Here is a 19,611-nt window from a genome sequence, read left to right on the forward strand (position 1 = left end):
GTCCTTGTCACTGATCCAGGAAGCTGCGCAGCTTGCGGCTGCGGCTGGGATGTTTCAATTTGCGCAGGGCCTTGGCCTCGATCTGGCGGATGCGTTCGCGCGTGACGCTGAACTGCTGGCCCACCTCTTCCAGCGTATGGTCGGTGTTCATGCCGATGCCGAAGCGCATCCGCAGAACCCGCTCCTCGCGCGGGGTCAGGCTGGCCAGAACCCGGGTCGTGGTTTCCTTCAGGTTTTCCTGAATGGCGCTGTCCAGCGGCAGGATCGCGTTCTTGTCCTCGATGAAGTCGCCAAGCTGGCTGTCTTCCTCGTCGCCGATGGGCGTTTCAAGGCTGATCGGTTCCTTGGCGATCTTCATCACCTTGCGAACCTTCTCCAGCGGCATCTGGAGTTTCTCGGCCAGTTCCTCGGGCGTGGGTTCCCGACCGATCTCGTGCAGCATCTGCCGGCCGGTGCGGACCAGCTTGTTGATCGTCTCGATCATGTGGACGGGGATACGGATCGTGCGGGCCTGATCGGCGATGGACCGCGTGATCGCCTGCCGGATCCACCAGGTCGCGTAAGTGCTGAACTTATAGCCGCGGCGGTATTCGAACTTGTCCACGGCCTTCATCAGGCCGATGTTGCCTTCCTGAATAAGATCAAGGAACTGCAAGCCGCGGTTGGTGTATTTCTTGGCAATCGAGATCACGAGGCGCAGGTTGGCCTCGACCATTTCCTTCTTGGCCTGACGGGCTTCCTTTTCGCCCTTCTGCACCTGATTCACGATCCGGCGGAACTCGGAAATGTCCACGCCGATATACTGGCCGACCTGTGCCATGTCGTGGCGCAGATCCTCGACCTTCTCGCGGCTTTTCTCCATCAGGGTCTGCCAGCCGCGGCCCGACTTGGCCGCCATCCGGTCCGCCCATGTCGGGTCCAGCTCATAGCCCTGATATTCGTCGATGAATTCGCGGCGGTTGATCCGCGCGGCATCGGCCAGCTTCACCATGGCCGAGTTGATCGACATGATCTTGCGGTTGATGCCGTAAAGCTGATCGATCAGCGCCTCGATCCGGTTGTTGTGCAGGTGAAGCTCGTTCACCAGCAGCACGATTTCCGATCGCAGCTTCTGATAGGCGGCCTCGTCCTCGGGGGTGAAGCGCACCTTGTCGTTGATCGTGGCCGACATGCGCTTGTTCTGCATTTCGGCCAGCTTGGAATAGTCGCGCGCGATCAGCTCCAGCGTTTCCAGCACGCGCGGCTTCAGCGCGGCTTCCATCGCGGCCAGCGACATGGCCGAGGCTTCCTCGTCCTCGTCATCTTCCTCGGCGCGGCTGATCGGGTTGCCATCGGCATCCAGTTCCGGCTCGGACGAGGACGCCTGACGCCGCGGCGCCGGTGCCGCGGTCACATCGACCTCGACATCCTCAAGCCCCGGCCCGTCCATCTCGTCGTCGCCATCCAGCGACCGGCCAAAGGTCGCCTCAAGGTCGATCACATCGCGCAGCAGGATGTCTTCCGACAACAGTTCGTCGCGCCAGATCGTGATGGCCTGAAAGGTCAGCGGGCTTTCGCACAGCCCTGCGATCATGGTGTTGCGGCCGGCCTCGATGCGCTTGGCGATGGCGATCTCGCCCTCGCGGCTCAGAAGCTCGACCGAGCCCATCTCGCGCAGATACATCCGCACCGGGTCGTCGGTGCGGTCCAGCGTCTCGCCCGACGCCCCCGCCACCGCGATCTCGCGCGAGCCAGAGCCCTGCTCGACCAGTTCGCCCGCAGGCTCGCCTTCCTCGACTTCCTCGTTCTCGATGACGTTGATGCCCATTTCCGACAGCATCGACATCACGTCCTCGATCTGCTCGGACGAGGCCTGCTCGGGCGGAAGCACCGCGTTCAGCTGGTCATAGGTGATATAGCCACGCTCGCGCGCTTCGGCGATCATCCGTTTGACGGCGGCCTGGCTCATGTCCAGCGAGGTGTCGGCGTCCTGATCCTCGGGTTTGCCGTCGTCAGTGTCTTTGACTGCCATGGATGCTCCTCAGAAGCACGGAAGGGTTGTCTTGCGGAAGCGAATCGTCCGGACCGTATAGCGAATCAATAGCTCGAATCACAGGAGGGGGAAGCGGGTCGCGTCAATTTTGCGAACCGCCATCGCCAGAAGGCTTTCCGCGCCCGCGGGTGAAGTTGATCTGGTTGAAGGTGCGGTCACGATGTTCCAATTCCTCGCGGCTCATGGCGACGCCGTTGGGGGCGATCACCGCCTCTGGCCCCTCGATCTGGACCCCACGCTCGGCCTCGAACCGGGCAAGATTGGCCTGCGCCAGCCGCCATGTCAGCCCCTCGTCCACCAAACCGTCGACATCCTCTTCGGCATACCGGATTTCCTGCCGCGCCCCGCGATGGGCCTCAAGCTTGGCCAGCGCCTCGGCCAGACACATCCGCGCCACCTCGCGCCGGTCCGGATGCCGGATCGCCGGGAATGACCTTACATGGTTCAACCGCATCAGGCTTTCAAGGGCCACCCCCTCGGTCGCGGCCAGTTCAGCCCGCGCAAGGTCGGGATCGGCGGCGCCAAGCTGCGCCAGCAACGCGCGCCGCAGGCGATGATGGATCGGGTCGATCAGCTCCAGCCCCTCCAACTCGCGTTCGAACTCGGCGATCAGCACCGGATGCACAGCCAGCGTGGCCAGGATGATGCCCAGCCGGATCTCTTCCTCGGCGCGCTCGCCCACCGCCGTGGCCAGAAGCGAGGCGCGCGTTGACGGCAGCGGCGCCGCGGGCGCGGCCTCCCGGCGCCCCCCCAGATGAAAGGCCCGACGCGGCACGCTGGCACCGAACAACTCGCGCCGCAGCCGGTTCAGCTCCTCGCCATAATGCCGCCGGATCGAGACGTCGCGGATCTTCAGCACCGCCTCGCGCAGCCGCTTGTCCAGCGCCGCCCGCCGCTCGGGGCTGTCAAACACCTGCCCCTCGGTCTCGCGCCGCCACAACAGGCTGACCATCGGCTGCGCGGCCTCAAGCACCCGACTCATGGCCGCTGGTCCGTCGGCGCGGATCAGATCATCCGGGTCCAGCCCCGGCGGCAGAACCGCAAAACGCAACCCCTGCCCCGCCTCCAGCAGCGGAAGCGCCAGATCCACCACCCGCAGCGCCGCCCGGATGCCCGCCGCATCGCCATCCAGCGCGATCACCGGCTCGGAATGGATGCGCCACATCAGCCGCAACTGATCCTCGGTCACCGCCGTTCCCAACGGCGCCACCGTGGCGCGGAACCCCACCTCGGACAGTGCGATCACATCCATGTAGCCCTCGGTCACGATCAGCGGCTGGCCCTTTCCGGCCGCCTCGCGCGCAGGACCGACGTTGTAAAGATTGCGCCCCTTGTCGAACAACGGCGTCTCGGGCCCGTTCAGATATTTGGCCCGCGCATTGGGGTCCATCGAGCGGCCCCCCAAGCTGATCGCCCGGCCGCGCGCATCGCGGATCGGAAAGATGATGCGCCCGCGAAAGCGGTCGTAAGGCGCCCCCCCATCCTCGGGCCGGGCACAAAGCCCCGCCTCGACCAGCACATCCGCAGCAATCCCCTTGCCCGTCAGCGCATAATACAACGCCTGCCGCGCATCCGGCGCAAACCCGATCCCGAACCGCTCCTGCCCCTCGGGCGACAGCCTGCGCCGCACCAGATAATCGCGCGCCGCCCCCGCCGCCCCGGTGCGCAACTGAAGCCGGTAGAACTTCACCGCCTCTTCCATCGCCTCGGACAACAGACCGCGCCGATCCGCCTTCTGAACGGCCTGCGGGTCGCGGGCGGGCATCGCCATCCCGGCCTCGCGCGCCAGGATCTCGACCGCCTCCATGAAGCCCACGTTCTCGGTCTCCTTCACGAAACCGATCGCATCGCCCTTCGCATGGCAGCCGAAACAATAGTAGAATCCCTTGCGGTCATCGACGTGGAAACTGGCCGATTTCTCCTGATGGAACGGGCATGGCGCCCAGAAATCGCCCTTGCCCTGGTTCGACTTGCGCAAATCCCACGTCACCTTGCGCCCCACCACCTGCGACAGCGGGACGCGATTGCGCAACTCGTCAAGGAATCCGGGGGGCAGGCTCATGCTCCCCTATATCATGCCCGACAGGCCCCGAGTCCAGAACCCGCCCCCCTTTCATTCTGGCCCAAATATCCCGGGGGTGCGGGGGCAGCGCCCCCGCGCGCGGCCCGATCACAGCCCTTTTGATCGATAGGTGGCCGCCACCCGCCCGATCGCCACGATATAAGCCGCCACCCGCAGATCCTGCACATCCTCGCGGCCGCGCCAGACCTCGCGCATCGACTGATAGGCAATCCGCATCGTGTCATCCAACCCCGAGCGCACCAGCGCCAACTCATCCGAGCCTTGCATGAATGTTCGCTTGAAGCCCGGCGACAACTGCCAGCCCAGGCCCTGATCGGCCGACAACCGCTCCAACTCCTCGACCAGTGCGCGACTGCGCGCCTCCTCGGCCCGGCGCTGCATCCGACCAAAGCGGATGTGGGACAGGTTCTTCACCCATTCGAAATACGAGACGGTGACACCCCCGGCATTGGCATAAAGGTCGGGAATGATGACACAGCCCTTCCGGCGCAGGATCTCGTCGGCGCCAAAGGTCACAGGCCCATTCGCCGCCTCGATGATCAGCGGCGCCTTGATCCGCGCCGCATTCTCGCGGGTGATGACCCCTTCCATCGCGGCAGGGATCAGGATGTCGCAGTCTTCCTCCAGCACCGCGGCGCCATCCTCGGTGAAATCCGCCCCGGCGAAGCCGCGGATCGATCCGGTCCGGACCATCCACTGCCGCACCGCCTCGATCTCCAGCCCGTCGGGGTTCATCAGCGCCCCGTCACGCTCGACGATGGCCACGATCTTCGCGCCATCTTCCTCGGACAGGAACTTCGCCGCGTGATAGCCGACATTGCCCAGGCCCTGCACGATCACCCGCTTGCCGTCCAGATCGCCCGACAGCCCGGCTTTCGCCTTGTCCTCGGGGTGGCGGAAAAATTCGCGCAGCGCGAACTGCACGCCGCGGCCCGTCGCCTCGACCCGGCCATGGATGCCGCCGGCGTTGATCGGTTTGCCGGTGACGCAGGCCCGCGCATTGATGTCGGTGGTGTTCATCCGGGCATATTGATCCGCGACCCAGGCCATCTCGCGCTCGCCGGTGCCCATGTCGGGGGCGGGCACGTTCTGCGCCGGGTTGATCAGGTCGCGCTTGGCCAGTTCATAGGCGAAACGGCGGGTGATCTGTTCCAGTTCGTGTTCGTCCCAGGCCCGCGGATCGATGCAAAGCCCGCCCTTCGCCCCGCCGAACGGGGTTTCCACCAGCGCGCACTTATAGGTCATCAGCGCGGCCAGCGCCTCGACCTCGTCCTGATTGACCGCCAGCGAATAGCGGATGCCGCCCTTGACCGGCTCCATATGTTCGGAATGGACGGACCGATAGCCGACAAAGGTCTCGATCTTGCCGCGCAGCCGCACCCCGAACCGCACCGTATAGGTCGAGTTGCAGACCCGGATCTTCTCTTCCAGCCCCGGCGACAGGTCCATCAGGGCCACCGCCCGGTTGAACATCAGATCGACCGACTCGCGAAAGCTCGGCTCGGCGGCGAGATGCATTCCTTTTCCCTTTCGGTTGCCGGCGCAGGGGCGCACCCACGGGAAAAGCTAACCCGCCGCCACAGGATTTGCACGCCTTCTGCGCGGCCCGCCGCTGCACGCCCCCCTTCCGCATGACCGCGCTGATTCGCGGCCGGCCGCCCACGCCACCACCGGCGCGTGTGCGAAAAGGTTCGGTTGCAAACAATACCGCAGCCACCCGGCGCATCGTTTCCGGTCCGGCCCGGCACGAGGCGCAGCCATAATTCCGCCAAATCTGCCGCGTTAAACGCCCCGAAACCATCATTTCGGATAGGTATTGCAGACGGCCACCTGCAAGAGTTTTGACGAGGGTCTTTCGGATGCAAGAACAGACGGGCTTCCTCTGCGGCGCCGCGGCACGCGGGCCCCTTGGCCGGATCATGCGTTTCAGCCGCAACGAGGATGGCGCGATGATCATCTTCGGCATCTACATGCTGGTGCTGATGCTGATGATCGGCGGGCTGGCCATCGACGTTGTCCGGTTCGAGCATGAACGGTCGCGCCTTCAGGGCACGCTTGACCGCGCGGTGCTGGCGGCGGCCAGCCTGAACCAGAGCCGCCCCCCGAAAGAGGTGGTGAATGACTATGTCGCCAAGGCGGGACTTGAAGAATACCTCGACGAACCGGTGGTAAACGCGAACACGCTGAACGCCCGCAGCGTGACGGCGACCGCCACGGCGCAGATGCCCACCGTGTTCATGAAGCTGCTGAACATCGACACCCTCGCCGCCGGGGCCGCCAGCACCGCAGAAGAGCGGGTGTCGAACGTCGAGATCTCGCTGGTGCTGGACATCTCGAACTCGATGATCGTCGACAATGTCACCGGCGCGCAGCGCGACCGGCTGAAAAACCTGAAGGTGGCAGCCAAGGAATTCGTGGACATCGTGATGGCCGGCGCCAACACCGGCCTTGACGGTGCGCCGATGGTCTCGGTGTCGATCGTGCCCTATTCGGGGCAGGTGAACATCGGCCCCGACCTGTGGAACACATTCCCCAACGCACAATACGGCCAGTCCTATTCGCATTGCGTCGATTTCGACGAGTCCGATTTCAAGACCACGGCGCTGCCCACGTCGACGGCATTGGTCGGTTCCGGCAATGCCGAGCATTACGCAAGCACCTCCAACCCGCAGAAGCCCACCTTCTACTGGTGCCCCGAACATGGCGGAACCGCAGACCCGCGGGTGACCGCGTTTTCGCACGATCCCGACAAGCTGAAGGCGGCCATCGAGGCGCTGGAGGCTGCGGGCTCGACCGCCATCGACACCGGAATGAAATGGGGGGTGACGCTGCTTGATCCGACGTTGCAGGCATCGGTCTCCAGCCTGGTCGACGACGGCTTGGTCAACAGCGCCTTCCTTGGCCGCCCCCTCAGCCACGAGGCTGAAAACAAGATGAAGGTCATCGTGCTGATGACCGATGGCGAACATGTCAACACCGAGCCCCGTCTTGCCAACGGGATCAAGACCGGCCTCTCGGACGTGTGGCTCAGCGGCAGCCCCGGTGATGAGGTGCGCAACTGGTCACTGAAACTGTCGAACGGCAAATATTACTGGAAACGCACCGGCACCAAGGACAATGCGACGGCCGATGTGCAGGTGTCCAACACCAGCTGCTCGATGCAAAGCTATTGCACGAAAAAGAACTGGTGGAACCAGTGCATCGCCTGGGGTGAAAAGGAAGTCTGCACCAGCACAGCCACCAACGCGACCGCGGCCCGGCTAAGCTATCCCGACCTTTGGCACGAGGCGCGCGTAGGCTGGGTGGCGGGCGTTCTTTACGCCGGCGCCGGCATCGCCAACAAATACGCCGCATGGGTGACAAACTTCCAGCCGTCCGAAAAGGACCAGCGCACCAAGAACATCTGCGATGCCGCCCGCGCGAAGAAGATCACCGTCTATTCGATCGCCTTCGAGGCCGAACCGGGCGGCGAAGCGTTGCTGAAATACTGCGCCAGCACCTCGGGCCATTACTACAAGGTCTATGGCGAAGAAATCCGTAGCGCCTTCCGCTCGATCGCCAGCCACATCACCCAGCTCAGGTTGACGCAATGACCGCGCTCGGCCGCCTTTTCCGTCGCCTGACCTGCGAAAGCGGCGCGGCAAGCCTTGAGTTCGTGATCGCTTTTCCGGTGATTCTGACTGTGGTGATCTCGGGGTTCGAGTCGGGCCTTTTGCTGTCGCGCAAGGTGATGATCGACCGCGCGGTGGATCTGACCGTGCGCGAACTGCGCCTGACCCAGATCACCAACCCCACCCACCAGCTGGTGAAGGAACGGATCTGCGCCAAGAACACCTTCGTGCCCGACTGTCTGAATGTCCTGCGGCTGGAACTGGAACCGATCGCCACCACTGGCGACTGGTCGCTGCCCACCCTGGCGCCCGATTGCGTGGACCGCTCGGCCCCCATCAACCCGCCCGAGGATCTGAACCGCGGCGGCGAAAACGAACTGATGCTGATCCGCGTCTGCGTGGTCGCCGATCCGGTGTTTCCGAACTATGGCCTGGGGCTTTATCTGCCCAAGGACGACACCGGCGGGGTGCGGCTGATTTCAACCTCGGCCTTCGTGAACGAGCCCCGCCCCGCCGAATCGAACGGATAAGCCATGCGCCATTTCAGCCTGACCCCGGTTCTGGTTCCGCTTGCTCGGGCCATCCGCGCCTTCCTGTCCGAGCGCCGCGGCAGCGTCACGGTCGAGACCATCCTGATCCTGCCGCCGTTGATCTGGGCCTATCTGGGCATCTATGTGTTCTTCGACGCATTCGAAACGATCACCACCGCATCGAAGGCCAATTACACGATCTCGGACGCGCTGTCGCGCCAGCGGCAAGAGGTGGATAGCCAGTTCCTCGACAATGCCCATGGGCTGTTCCAGTGGCTTGTCACCTCGGATGAGACCGCGATCCGGGTTTCCAGCATCACCTGGAGCGACGCAGACGAGGCCTACAAGATCGCATGGTCCTATGCCGCGGGCGGGAAAACCCCGCAAACCGACGCGACCATCGGAACTTACGCCAACCAGATCCCGATTCTGCCCGACGGCGACCACCTGATCGTGGTCGAGACATGGCTGGACTACACGCCGCTGTTCTCGATGGGTCTTGGCCCCTTCACCTTTCAGGAATTCACTGTGACCCGTCCGCGCTTCATGCCCAAGCTGGAGTTCGTGACCTGACCCCCCGTCCGGCTGCGGCGGCCCGTCGCGCCCGCTTCGGGCCGCCGCAGGTCACGGCGCTGCCACGGTTTTCAGCACCATTTCCGCATAGCAAGCCGCCACCTCGTCGCGGCCCATCGGACCCATGTCGCGGAACCAGTGGGTGACGCCGGTCAGCATGGCGATGATCGCCCGCGTCGCCAGCCGCAGATCCGGCAGCGCGAAGGCGCCACGCGCCACCCCGTCGCGCAGGATCGCGGCCAGACCTTCCTCGTATCGGCGGCGCAGCGCCTCGATCGCGGCGAAGTTTTCCGGCGTCAGGTTGCGCAGTTCCATATAGGCGATGAACACCGCCTCGGGGCGGTCGAGGTGGTGGCCGATGTGGAACCGCGCGAAACGGTCCAGCGCGGCGCGCGGATCATCCAGCGGCGGCAGCGCCTCGACCGTGGCCAGCAGCTCTTCCATGTGCAGCCGCATCAGATCGTAAAGCAGCGTCTGCTTGTCGGGGGTGTAAAGGTAAAGCGCGCCGGCCTGCACGCCGACCTCGGCCGCGATCTGGCGCATGGACACCGCGGCATAGCCGTGGCGCGCAATCAGCCGCTGGGCCGCCTCGCGGACCCGCGGGCCCGTAGTCTCTGCGTGGGAACCTGCCGTGCGTGCCATGCCGCCCAAGGTATCTGAACGCCGGTTCAGTTCAAGCACCCCCGGCCCGCCAGGCAGATGCGCCCGCTTGCGCCGAATTCATGCCGGGATCGCGAAAGGGGGCGTTGCCCGCCCGCGCCTTCCGCCACCTGCGCATCCCGCCTGCACGTCCGCCCCCCCTTGCCGGCCGGGCGCGCCCGCGGCTAATGTCGGCGCGACCCCTGCGGACACGATCGCCCATGCGCCCTGCCCTGCTTTTCGCCACCCTTGCAGCCCTTGCCGGCTGCGCCGACTACCCCGAGGTGATCGCGGCGCAGGACGTCCCGACCGCGGCGGGCGATCCCCCGCCGCTGCGCCCGCTGGACGACGTGCTGGCCGAGGCGGGAACCGCCACCATCACGCCCGAGACGACCGCACAGGTCGAGGCGCGGGCGGCGGCATTGCGGGCCCGCGCCCGCGCGATGGCCGCAGACGACAAGGCCGCCACCGCGCCCTGAGCCGCGTTGCGTCTTGGGGCGCAACCCGGTAACAGACGCTCGCACCAAGCCCGGCGTGCGGCGCCGGTTCACTGTTTCGGAGGTTTCATGGCTCGGCCCCTGCGTCTTGGTATTGCCGGTCTCGGCACCGTCGGTATCGGGGTGGTCAAGATCATCCAGCGCCATGCCGATCTGATCGAGGCGCGCTGCGGCCGTCCCGTCACCATCAGCGCCGTCTGCGCGCGTGACCGTGCGAAGAACCGCGATGCCGACCTGTCGGCCTATGCATGGGAAACCGACGCGGTGGCGCTGGCGCAGCGCGCGGATGTGGATGTGTATGTCGAGGTGATGGGCGGCGCGGAAGGTGCGGCCAAAGCCTCGACCGAGGCCGCGCTTGCGGCCGGCAAGGATGTGGTGACGGCGAACAAGGCGCTGCTGGCCCATCACGGGCAGGCCCTGGCCGAGACGGCCGAGGCCGCGGGCCTTGCGATCCGGTTCGAGGCGGCGGTGGCGGGCGGTATCCCGGTCATCAAGGCGCTGACCGAGGGGCTGGCCGGCAACCAGATGCGCCGGGTGATGGGGGTGATGAACGGCACCTGCAACTACATCCTGACCCGGATGGAATCCGCGGGCCTGCCCTATGACCATGTGTTCGAGGAAGCCCGCCAGTTGGGCTATCTTGAAGCCGATCCGAACCTTGACGTCGGCGGCATCGACGCCGGGCACAAGCTGTCGCTGCTGGCCGCGATCGCCTTTGGCACGCGGGTGTCCTTTGATGCCGTGGAACTGGAAGGGATCGGCCAGATCTCGATCGACGACATCCGCCATGCCGCCGACCTTGGCTTCCGCATCAAGCTGCTGGGCGTGGCGCAGGTCTCGGGGCGCGGGCTGGAACAGCGCATGACCCCCTGCCTTGTGCCGGCCGACAGTCCGCTGGGCCAGTTGCAGGGCGGCACCAACATGGTGGTGCTGGAAGGCGACTCGGTCGGGCAGATCGTGCTGCGCGGCCCGGGCGCCGGCGAAGGCCCCACCGCCAGCGCGGTGATGGCCGATGTGATCGACCTTGCCCGCGGCATCCGGGTGCCGACCTTCGGCCGCCCCGCCACCAGCCTGATCGAGGCGGTTCCCGCCAAGGTCGCGGCCCCCGCGCCGTGGTATCTGCGCATGGTGCTGCTGGACAAGCCCGGCGCGCTGGCCAAGATCGCGACCGCACTGGGCGAGGCCGGGATCTCGATCGACCGGATGCGCCAGTATGGCCATGCCGGCGGCCATGCCCCGGTGCTGATCGTGACCCACAAGGCCACCCGTGACGACATCAGCCACGCCATCGGCCAGTTCGGCGCCACCGGCGTTCTGGTCGGAGAGCCGGTCGCGATCCGCATCGAAGAGGTTTGATCCGCCCCCCCCCTTCCGATAGGGAAGGTGCCGGAGAACTTGCACCCTCGAGGAAAGTGATCATGGCAGACGCCAATCATCAATTTTACGACCGACTGTTGTCGCTGGGCCTGGCCCGCGTGTCCGAGGCGGCGGCCCTCGCCTCGGCCCGTCTGATCGGTCGCGGCGACGAAAAGGCCGCCGACCAGGCGGCCGTCAACGCGATGCGCGACCAGTTGAACCTGCTCGACATCGCCGGCGTCGTCGTGATCGGCGAAGGCGAACGCGACGAGGCGCCGATGCTGTTCATCGGCGAGGAAGTGGGCACCGGCAACGGACCTGCGGTGGATATCGCGCTTGACCCGCTGGAAGGGACGACGCTGACCGCCAAGGACATGCCCAATGCGCTGACCGTGATCGCGATGGCCCCGCGAGGCACGATGCTGCACGCCCCGGATGTCTACATGGAAAAGCTGGCGATCGGGCCGGGCTATGCCCCCGACACCGTGACGCTGAAGATGTCCCCGGCCGAACGTGTCCATGCGCTGGCCAAGGCCAAGGGCGGGACTGCGGCCGACATCACGGTCTGCATTCTGGAACGCCCCCGGCACGAGGATCTGATCGCCGAGGTCCGCAAGACCGGCGCGGCGATCCGGCTGATCACCGACGGCGACGTGGCCGGCGTGATCCACTGCGCCGAGGCACATCTGACCGGCATCGACATGTATATGGGTTCGGGCGGGGCGCCCGAAGGCGTGCTGGCGGCGGCCGCGCTGAAATGCATGGGCGGCCAGATGTATGGTCAGCTTCTGTTCCGCAACGATGACGAACGCTCGCGTGCCCGCCGCGCCGGCATCACCGATCTGGACCGGATCTACACCCGGGACGAACTGGTGACCGCCGACGTGATCTTCGCCGCGACCGGCGTCACCAACGGCTCGATCCTGGCCGGCATCCGGCGCGAACCGGGCTGGGTCACGACCGAGACCATCCTGATGCGGTCCAAGACCGGCTCGGTCCGGCGGATGAGCTATCGCAGCCCGGTGAAATGACCGGACCGGCGGCGCGCGCGTTTCTGGGGGTGGAAGCCTCTGCGACGGGCCGCCGCTGGGTCGGCCCCTCGTCCGAGGACGACCGTCTGGCCGAGGCGATGGCCCAGACCACGCGCCTGCCCCTGCCGCTCTGCCGCACGCTGGTGCGGCGGGGCGTCGCGGCCTCGGATGCAGAACTGTTCCTTGCCCCGGCACTGCGCGACCTTTTGCCCGATCCGCTGGGGCTGAAGGATATGGGGATCGCCGCTGACCGCCTGCTTCAGGCGGTGCAACGGCGGCAGCGGATCGCGATCTTTGCCGATTACGACGTGGACGGCGGATCATCCGCCGCGCTGCTGATCTGCTGGCTGCGCGCTTTGGGACGCGAGGCCACGCTGTATATTCCCGACCGCATCGATGAGGGCTATGGCCCGAACGTCCCCGCCATGCAGACGCTGGCGGCGGCGCATGACCTGATCCTCTGCGTCGATTGCGGCACCCTTTCGCACGAGCCGATCGCCGCGGCCAAAGGCGCCGATGTCGTCGTGCTGGATCACCACCTTGGCGCCGAGACGCTGCCCCCCGCGCTGGCCGTGGTGAACCCGAACCGGCAGGATGAGGATGGCAGCCTTGGCCATCTCTGCGCGGCCTCGGTCGTGTTCCTGCTGCTGGTCGAGGCGAATCGGCGCCTGCGGAGTGACGGCGTGCAGGGCCCCGATCTGATGGCGATGCTGGATCTGGTGGCGCTGGCGACGGTGGCGGATGTGGCGCCGCTGCTGGGCGTGAACCGCGCGCTGGTGCGGCAGGGCCTGAAGGTGATGGCACGGCGCGAACGGCCGGGCCTTGTGGCCTTGGCCGATGTGGCGCGGATGAACGCGGCGCCGAACACCTATGCGCTGGGTTTCCTGCTGGGTCCGCGGGTGAATGCCGGCGGCCGGATCGGTCAGGCCGACCTTGGCGCGCGGCTGCTTGCGACCGATGACCCGCGCGAGGCCGCAGCGCTGGCGGCACGGCTGGATGAGTTGAACACCGAACGCCGCGAGATCGAGGCCCGCGTGCGCGAAGAAGCCCTGGCGCAAGCCGAGGCGCGCGGTCTGGACGGCCCGCTGGTCTGGGCCGCGGGCGAAGGCTGGCACCCCGGCGTGGTGGGCATCGTCGCCGCACGGCTGAAAGAGGCGACCCACCGCCCCGCCGTGGTGATCGGGCTGGAAGCCGGGATCGGCAAGGGCTCGGGTCGGTCGATCTCGGGCGTCGATCTGGGGGCGGCGGTGCATCGCGTGGCGCATGAGGGGCTGTTGCTGAAGGGCGGCGGACACCGCATGGCCGCGGGCCTGACGGTCGAGGAAAGCCGCCTGACGGATGCGATGGCACGGCTGGGCGAACTGCTGGCAAAACAGGGCGCTGCGGCCGCGGGGCCTGCGGATCTGCGGCTGGACGGGCTTCTGGCCCCCGCCGCCGCGACCCATGCCTTCGTCGAACAGATCGAGCAGGCCGGCCCCTATGGCGCATCGGCCGCCGCGCCGCGCTTTGCCTTTGCCGATCAGCGCGTGACCTCGCGCCGGATCGGCGACAAGCACCTGCGCCTGAGCATCGGCGGCGCCGAGGGCCGTCTGGACGCGATCGCCTTCGGCTGCTTCGACGGCCCGCTTGGCCCGTTGCTCGACAATTGCGGCGCCCAGCGGTTCCACCTGGCCGGGCGGCTGGAAATCGACACCTGGGGCGGGTCCGCGCGGGTGCAACTTCGCCTGGAAGACGCCGCCCGGGCCTGACCTTCCCGCAGCGCAGACGGCGTATCGAAGATGCCGAACACGCCAGCCCGACAGGCGTTAACCATACACCGATCCACCCCGACAGATTTCCATGCCAGATCCGCAAATTTCTCTCTTGCGCTGCCCCACAAGGCGCAATATCACCGCGCCTGTCCAGTGTGGCCCGTTCGTCTATCGGTTAGGACACCAGGTTTTCAACCTGGGAAGAGGGGTTCGACTCCCCTACGGGCTGCCACTTTTGACCCCCAGACCCCCCTCAACTGGACACCGGATGGCTCAGCCAATCCGACCAGAACGACCCATCCTGCGACACAGGCATGGCCGCCCGCGTCGGCGCCGCGGTTGACGCGCACGGCACTTGGCGCCAAGTTGCGCCAAAGGAGGCCCGCGTCATGCTTCGCTCTCTCGCCGTCCTGCTCCTTTTGACCCCGTTCTCTGCCACGGCAGAGGATCAGCCCATCCTGCCGCTGATCGCCCATGGCGAGATGCCCGGCTGGCTGCTGCGCGCCGCAAGCGATGGTGTCAGCCTGACCCGGCAACTGGGCGATACCGTCACCGGACGCTTGCCGGATGCGGAACCGATCGACGGCGGCCTGCGCTTCGCCTCACCGATCATCGGGTTCGAGGTGCGGCGCGAACTCTGCCGTGATACCATATCGGGAATGCCCTACCCGCTGACCGTCACACTTCTTGCCCCACCCGGCGGCACGGGATGCGGCGGGGCACCGCTCGACTTGCTTCAGGGCGACTGGCAGGTGACCGAGGCATCCGGCGCCGCGGCCCCCGAAGGCGCCTTGCTGGCCGCAGCCGGGCGCAGACTGTCCGGACACGGTGGCTGCAACCACTTCACCGCAGCACTGGAACCATCGGCAGACGGCCTGCGCATCGGGCCGGTCGCCAGCACCCGCATGGCCTGCCCCCCCGAACGCATGGCGTTTGAACGCACCTTCCTGGCCGCGCTGACCCGCATCACCGGCTTCGACATCGCCCCGGACGGACGGCTGATGCTGACCGAGAACGACAGCCCCCTGATCGTTGCCCGTCGCTGACGCCGCGGCGCGGCGATTGACAGGCAGGGACAGCTTCGCCACAAATTCCTCTCGATGTCATCGGGAGGTGTTGATGAAGAAGGTCTATGACAGCGCGCAGGCCGCGCTGGACGGGCTGTTGTTCGACGGGATGCTGATCGCAGCCGGGGGATTTGGCCTCTGCGGGATCCCCGAACTTCTGATCCAGGCGATCCGCGACGCGGGCACGAAGGATCTGACCGTCGCCTCGAACAATGCCGGCGTGGACGGGTTCGGTCTTGGCGTCCTTCTGGAAAGCCGGCAGATCCGCAAGATGATCTCCTCTTATGTGGGCGAGAATGCCGAGTTCATGCGCCAGTATCTCTCGGGCGAGCTGGAACTGGAATTCAACCCGCAAGGCACCTTGGCCGAAAGGATGCGGGCGGGCGGCGCAGGCATCCCCGGCTTCTACACCCGCACGGGCGTTGGAACCGTGATCGCCGAAGGCAAGGAACACAAGGACTTCGACGGCCAGACCTATATCCTTGAACGCGGCATCGTGGCAGACCTGTCGATCGTCAAGGCGTGGAAGGCCGACCCTTCGGGCAACCTTGTGTTCCGCAAGACCGCACGCAACTTCAACCCGCCCGCGGCCACCTGCGGCCGGATCTGCGTCGCCGAAGTCGAAGAAATCGTGCCGATGGGCAGCCTCGATCCCGACACGATCCACCTGCCCGGGATCTACGTCCACCGCCTGATCCAGGGCACCCACGAAAAACGCATCGAACAGCGCACCGTGCGCAAGCGGGAGGTTTGATCATGGCCTGGGACCGCAACCAGATGGCCGCCCGCGCGGCACAGGAACTTCAGGACGGCTGGTATGTGAACCTCGGGATCGGCATCCCGACGCTGGTCGCCAACTACATTCCCGACGGGATCGAGGTCACCCTGCAATCCGAAAACGGCATGCTCGGCATGGGCCCCTTCCCGTGGGAGGGCGAGGAAGACCCCGACCTCATCAACGCTGGCAAGCAGACCATCACCGAACTGCCCAGAACCGCCTATTTCGACAGCGCACAAAGCTTCGCGATGATCCGCGGAGGCAAGATCGCCATGGCCATCCTCGGCGCGATGGAGGTGTCCGAACAGGGCGACCTCGCGAACTGGATGATCCCCGGCAAGCTGGTGAAAGGCATGGGCGGCGCGATGGACCTCGTGGCCGGCGTGGGCCGCGTGGTCGTGGTGATGGATCACACCAACAAGGCCGGCGAATCCAAGGTGCTGCATGCCTGCACCCTGCCGCTGACCGGGAAGGGCGTGGTCGACCGCATCATCACCAACCTCGGCGTGCTCGACGTGGTCGAGGGCGGCCTTCGCATCGTCGAATGCGCCGACGGCGTGACCGAAGCCGAGATCCGCGCCGCAACCGAAGCAACCCTCGTCGACTGACCGCCCCCGGCCGGACCGCCCACGGGGCACATCCGGCCGGACAACCAGCGCCCCACCTTTTCATTCTGGCGAAAATATCCTCGGGGGGAGCCCGGCCCCCAGGGCCGGGCCGGGGGGCAGACAGCCCCCCGCTTCACCCGGTCCTCAAAGCCCCGCAGACACGATCCGGAACACGCAAGGGTCCGAAACCAGTTCGGGCGGGCTCAGACACAGCCCCTGCGCCACCTGCCAGGCCGCCAGCACCTTCGGCACATAATCCCGCGTCTCGGCATAGGGCGGCACACCGCCATTCGCCCTGACAGCCCCCTCGCCCGCATTATAGGCCGCCAGCACCATCAGCGGATCGCCCCCGAACTCGCCCATCAACCAGTCCAGATAGGCCACACCGCCCCGGATGTTCTGGCCCGGATCCATCGAATCGGACACGCCGAACCGCCGCGCGGTGGCCGGGATCAGTTGCATCAACCCCTGCGCCCCGGCCGAGCTGACCGCATCACTGCGCCCTGCGCTTTCGATCCCGATCACCGCCAGCACCAGCGCAGGCGACACCCGCGTGCCCAGTGTGGCCTTCAGGATCTCGGTGCCGTGCTTCTCGGCGATCCGTTCCAGATGCTGCATCCGAGGCGCACGCACGACCGCCCCCCCGGGCCCCTGCGACAGTGCCGCCAGCGCCTGCGGAAACCGCCCCTGCACCGCGGTCCGCGATACCGGCACCTTGTCCCAGAACCAGGCGTAATTCGCGCCCGCCGGTGTCGGTCCGGGCTCAAGCCCCAGATCCGGCGCGGGCGCCGCGGGGGGCTTGGGCGCATCCGGCCGCCGCGGCTCGACCTTGGGCAAGGCGGCCAGACGGCGCGCCTGTTCGATCGGATCGATCTGAACGGTGATCCGCTTCGCCGCCGCCGCAACCGGAGGCTTCACCCGCCGAAAGGTGAAATCCTCGGACGGCGACAGCTCGGCCAAGGCAATGGACGGGGCAAGTGTCAGCAACCCCAGAATGATGGCGCCTGTCCGGTTCCGCATCGGCTGCCTGCCCGTTTCTTCATTCGCTGATCCCAACCCTAGGGAATCGAGTCGCCGCAGACCACTCCGACACGCGGGCGGGGCGCAGAATCTGCCGAAGATACGACCATTTTCCCACAGTCAACCGCGCGGTCCCGGCTCCAGGGTCGTGAACTATCCTTTCGATTTCATGGCCTTGCTGAAGAATGGGTGCCGGCGTCCGATGTTCCGGAAAAAACCCATCCGCGACCAAAGTGACGCCACATTCCGAAGGCTTACTCCTCTCATGCCGAAACGGAGACGGGCCGGGCACGAGAGACGGACCACCCGAAAGCGGAACGGCGGCGACACGAGCCATCCCTGTAGAAAGGTCATTAACATGAAACTTCTGAACATCTTCAAGAACTTCCGCAAAGACGAAGACGGTGCCGTGACGGTTGACTGGGTCGTGCTGACCGCCGCCATCGTGGGCCTCGGCATCGCCGTGGTCACCGCTGTCTCGGGCGGACTTCAGACCGCGGCTGGCGATCTCGTGAGCGACCTTGGCACCACGATGACCGCCGCCACGACCATGCACGACACCCCGTAACACCGGGCAAGCGTTCAAGCTTTGACAATCAGCCGACTGCGCCCTTTGGCGCGGTCGGCTTGGGCCCGCACTCCGGAATGGGTCTGATATCGTGACGCGGCGCTGTCAGTTCCGACAGGGGCGCACCACTTCAATCCCACGTCCGTACCGGCAGAAGAAAGTGCGCTCCATGTCACTCGATCTCAAGCGTTTTCTGATGCAAACGGACGGCGCTGTGACGGTGGATTGGGTCGTGCTGACCGCCGCGATCATCGCGCTTTGCCTTCTTGTGACCATTCCCTATTACACCGGCGCCTCTGGCGCGACGACTGAGCTTGTCGCCCTGCTGCTGGATGCGGTGAACGGCGTCAGGCCAGAGTGATCCCACCCGCCCCGGCGCCTGTTTCATGCTTTTGCCTCAATCCCCCGTTAACCGGCGCGCGCTATACAGCTGCCGTCGGTGGCGTCCGCAGACGAAAGGTGACCCATGCGCCTGATCTTCAGCCTTGTGCTCGTTCTCGGGCTCGCCCTTGCCGGGGGCGCCGTCTATCTTGCGCAGGGATATATCTCGCAGACGCAGGTCGCGCTTGAAAGGGAACGTGCGGTTCGTGCCAAGCTTGGCCCGATGGTCGAGGTCTTCGTTACCAACAAGCCGCTGAAATACGGCGACCCGCTGACTGCGAATGACGTGCAACGGATCTACTGGCCGAAATCCGCCCTGCCCGACTCGATTTTCACCGACGAGGCCGCTCTGTTCCCCGAGGCGAACAAACCGCGCTACGTCCTGCGCCAGATGGAAAAGTTTGAACCCGTGCTGGGCGTGAAGATGACCGAACCCGGCGTCGAGGCCGGTCTGCGCGTGGCCAGCGGGATGCGCGCCTTCGCGATCAAGGTCGATGTGGCCTCGGGCGTTTCGGGTTTCGTGCAGCCGGGCGACAGGGTCGATGTCTACTGGACGGGCGCCGGCGCCGCGGGCGACACCACCCGGCTGATCGAAACAACGGTGCCGATCATCGCCGTCGACCAGACGGCCAACGCCGATCTGGCCTCATCCGCGACCATTGCACGCACCGTCACCGTCGAAGTGACCCCGCAGCAGGTTGCAAGACTGGCGCAGGCGCAAGCCAGCGGTCGGCTGATGCTGTCGCTGGTCGGCAAGAACGACACGACGGTGGCCGATGCGACACCCGTCGACACCCGCAACCTGACAGGCGAGCCCGAAGCGGTTGCCACCAAAGAGGAAGCGCCGACCTGCGTCATCCGCACCCGCCGCGGCGCCGAGCTGGCCGAAAGCATCCCCTGCACCAACTGATCCGTGGCCTCTGCAACCGTCCCATGCCGGCGGGCAGCGTTTGACCGCCGGCTCTTGCCGTTTTTCAAGGATCGATTTGGGGTGTTGCCGGTTGTCCACATTCACGCTCCCTCACAAGACCCTGAAGATTGCAAATAAAATACGAATCCTCCATCGTGATGCCGAGCGGGCTGTAA

At 66.1% G+C, this 19,611-nt stretch carries 18 protein-coding genes and 1 tRNA gene; 14 read left to right on the forward strand and 5 right to left on the reverse strand.

Going from position 1 to position 19,611, the window contains the following annotated elements; all coding sequences use genetic code 11:
- Positions 1–7: 7 nt before the first annotated feature.
- The 3 genes from rpoD to CRO07_RS05700 all read right to left on the reverse strand — a co-directional run bounded on the left by rpoD (position 8) and on the right by CRO07_RS05700 (position 5,633).
- On the reverse strand, positions 8–2,011 hold the full coding sequence (gene rpoD / locus CRO07_RS05690) for an RNA polymerase sigma factor RpoD (RefSeq protein ID WP_097029713.1): 2,004 nt from the start codon (positions 2,009–2,011) through the stop codon (positions 8–10).
- A gap of 103 nt (positions 2,012–2,114) precedes the next feature.
- Positions 2,115–4,094 carry a DNA primase gene (dnaG, locus tag CRO07_RS05695; protein ID WP_097029714.1) on the reverse strand — a complete coding sequence of 660 codons (1,980 nt, stop codon included), beginning with the start codon at positions 4,092–4,094 and terminating at the stop codon, positions 2,115–2,117.
- Positions 4,095–4,202: 108 nt separating this feature from the next.
- On the reverse strand, positions 4,203–5,633 hold the full coding sequence (locus CRO07_RS05700) for a Glu/Leu/Phe/Val family dehydrogenase (protein ID WP_097029715.1): 1,431 nt from the start codon (positions 5,631–5,633) through the stop codon (positions 4,203–4,205).
- A gap of 341 nt (positions 5,634–5,974) precedes the next feature.
- Between CRO07_RS05700 and CRO07_RS05705 the strand changes: the two genes are divergently transcribed.
- From CRO07_RS05705 to CRO07_RS05715, 3 genes are read left to right on the forward strand one after another with little or no spacing between them, the layout of a single operon-like run.
- Positions 5,975–7,708 (forward strand): pilus assembly protein, encoded by a 1,734-nt coding sequence (locus CRO07_RS05705; RefSeq protein ID WP_235840938.1) that lies wholly within the window; start codon positions 5,975–5,977, stop codon positions 7,706–7,708.
- Positions 7,705–8,256 carry a TadE/TadG family type IV pilus assembly protein gene (locus CRO07_RS05710; protein ID WP_097029716.1) on the forward strand — a complete coding sequence of 184 codons (552 nt, stop codon included), beginning with the start codon at positions 7,705–7,707 and terminating at the stop codon, positions 8,254–8,256. Before CRO07_RS05705 ends, CRO07_RS05710 begins: the two co-directional genes overlap by 4 nt.
- 3 nt (positions 8,257–8,259) lie before the next feature.
- Entirely contained in the window at positions 8,260–8,829 is a 570-nt protein-coding gene (locus tag CRO07_RS05715; protein WP_097029717.1) for a TadE/TadG family type IV pilus assembly protein, read from the forward strand.
- A gap of 51 nt (positions 8,830–8,880) precedes the next feature.
- Here CRO07_RS05715 and CRO07_RS05720 read toward each other — a convergent pair whose 3' ends face one another.
- Complete coding sequence (locus tag CRO07_RS05720) at positions 8,881–9,471, reverse strand: TetR/AcrR family transcriptional regulator (RefSeq protein ID WP_097029821.1); 591 nt, start codon at positions 9,469–9,471, stop codon at positions 8,881–8,883.
- 218 nt (positions 9,472–9,689) lie between these two features.
- Here CRO07_RS05720 and CRO07_RS05725 point away from each other — a divergent pair, with 218 nt between their 5' ends.
- The 8 genes from CRO07_RS05725 (at position 9,690) to CRO07_RS05760 (ending at position 16,556) form a co-directional block, all read left to right on the forward strand.
- On the forward strand, positions 9,690–9,947 hold the full coding sequence (locus tag CRO07_RS05725; RefSeq protein ID WP_097029718.1) for a hypothetical protein: 258 nt from the start codon (positions 9,690–9,692) through the stop codon (positions 9,945–9,947).
- Positions 9,948–10,034: 87 nt separating this feature from the next.
- Positions 10,035–11,321 carry a homoserine dehydrogenase gene (locus tag CRO07_RS05730; protein WP_097029719.1) on the forward strand — a complete coding sequence of 429 codons (1,287 nt, stop codon included), beginning with the start codon at positions 10,035–10,037 and terminating at the stop codon, positions 11,319–11,321.
- A 62-nt stretch (positions 11,322–11,383) separates the two neighbouring features.
- Entirely contained in the window at positions 11,384–12,352 is a 969-nt protein-coding gene (gene glpX / locus CRO07_RS05735) for a class II fructose-bisphosphatase (protein WP_097029720.1), read from the forward strand.
- On the forward strand, positions 12,349–14,100 hold the full coding sequence (gene recJ, locus CRO07_RS05740; RefSeq protein WP_097029721.1) for a single-stranded-DNA-specific exonuclease RecJ: 1,752 nt from the start codon (positions 12,349–12,351) through the stop codon (positions 14,098–14,100). The genes glpX and recJ overlap by 4 nt, the downstream gene beginning before the upstream one ends.
- A 160-nt stretch (positions 14,101–14,260) precedes the next feature.
- Positions 14,261–14,335, forward strand: a tRNA-Glu gene (locus CRO07_RS05745).
- 157 nt (positions 14,336–14,492) lie between these two features.
- The gene (locus tag CRO07_RS05750) at positions 14,493–15,149 is read left to right on the forward strand and encodes an META domain-containing protein (protein WP_176504498.1); all 657 of its coding nucleotides are present in this window, start codon (positions 14,493–14,495) and stop codon (positions 15,147–15,149) included.
- Positions 15,150–15,222: 73 nt separating this feature from the next.
- Positions 15,223–15,924: a CoA transferase subunit A gene (locus CRO07_RS05755; RefSeq protein ID WP_097029723.1), complete on the forward strand. Its 702-nt coding sequence runs from the start codon at positions 15,223–15,225 to the stop codon at positions 15,922–15,924.
- 2 nt (positions 15,925–15,926) lie between these two features.
- On the forward strand, positions 15,927–16,556 hold the full coding sequence (locus CRO07_RS05760) for a CoA transferase subunit B (RefSeq protein ID WP_097029724.1): 630 nt from the start codon (positions 15,927–15,929) through the stop codon (positions 16,554–16,556).
- A gap of 144 nt (positions 16,557–16,700) precedes the next feature.
- Here the strand turns inward: CRO07_RS05760 and CRO07_RS05765 are convergent, their stop codons facing one another.
- Positions 16,701–17,576, reverse strand: coding sequence for a lytic transglycosylase domain-containing protein (locus tag CRO07_RS05765; protein ID WP_097029725.1), 876 nt, complete (start codon positions 17,574–17,576; stop codon positions 16,701–16,703).
- A gap of 358 nt (positions 17,577–17,934) precedes the next feature.
- Here CRO07_RS05765 and CRO07_RS05770 point away from each other — a divergent pair, with 358 nt between their 5' ends.
- The 3 genes from CRO07_RS05770 (at position 17,935) to cpaB (ending at position 19,435) form a co-directional block, all read left to right on the forward strand.
- Complete coding sequence (locus CRO07_RS05770; RefSeq protein ID WP_097029726.1) at positions 17,935–18,144, forward strand: Flp family type IVb pilin; 210 nt, start codon at positions 17,935–17,937, stop codon at positions 18,142–18,144.
- A gap of 169 nt (positions 18,145–18,313) precedes the next feature.
- Positions 18,314–18,505 (forward strand): hypothetical protein, encoded by a 192-nt coding sequence (locus CRO07_RS05775; RefSeq protein ID WP_097029727.1) that lies wholly within the window; start codon positions 18,314–18,316, stop codon positions 18,503–18,505.
- A 105-nt stretch (positions 18,506–18,610) separates the two neighbouring features.
- A complete protein-coding gene (gene cpaB, locus CRO07_RS05780) occupies positions 18,611–19,435 on the forward strand; it encodes a Flp pilus assembly protein CpaB (protein ID WP_097029728.1) in 825 nt (274 codons plus the stop codon).
- Positions 19,436–19,611 lie beyond the last annotated feature (176 nt).

It is taken from the genome of Cereibacter ovatus (genome assembly GCF_900207575.1).
Lineage (GTDB): Bacteria > Pseudomonadota > Alphaproteobacteria > Rhodobacterales > Rhodobacteraceae > Cereibacter_A > Cereibacter_A ovatus.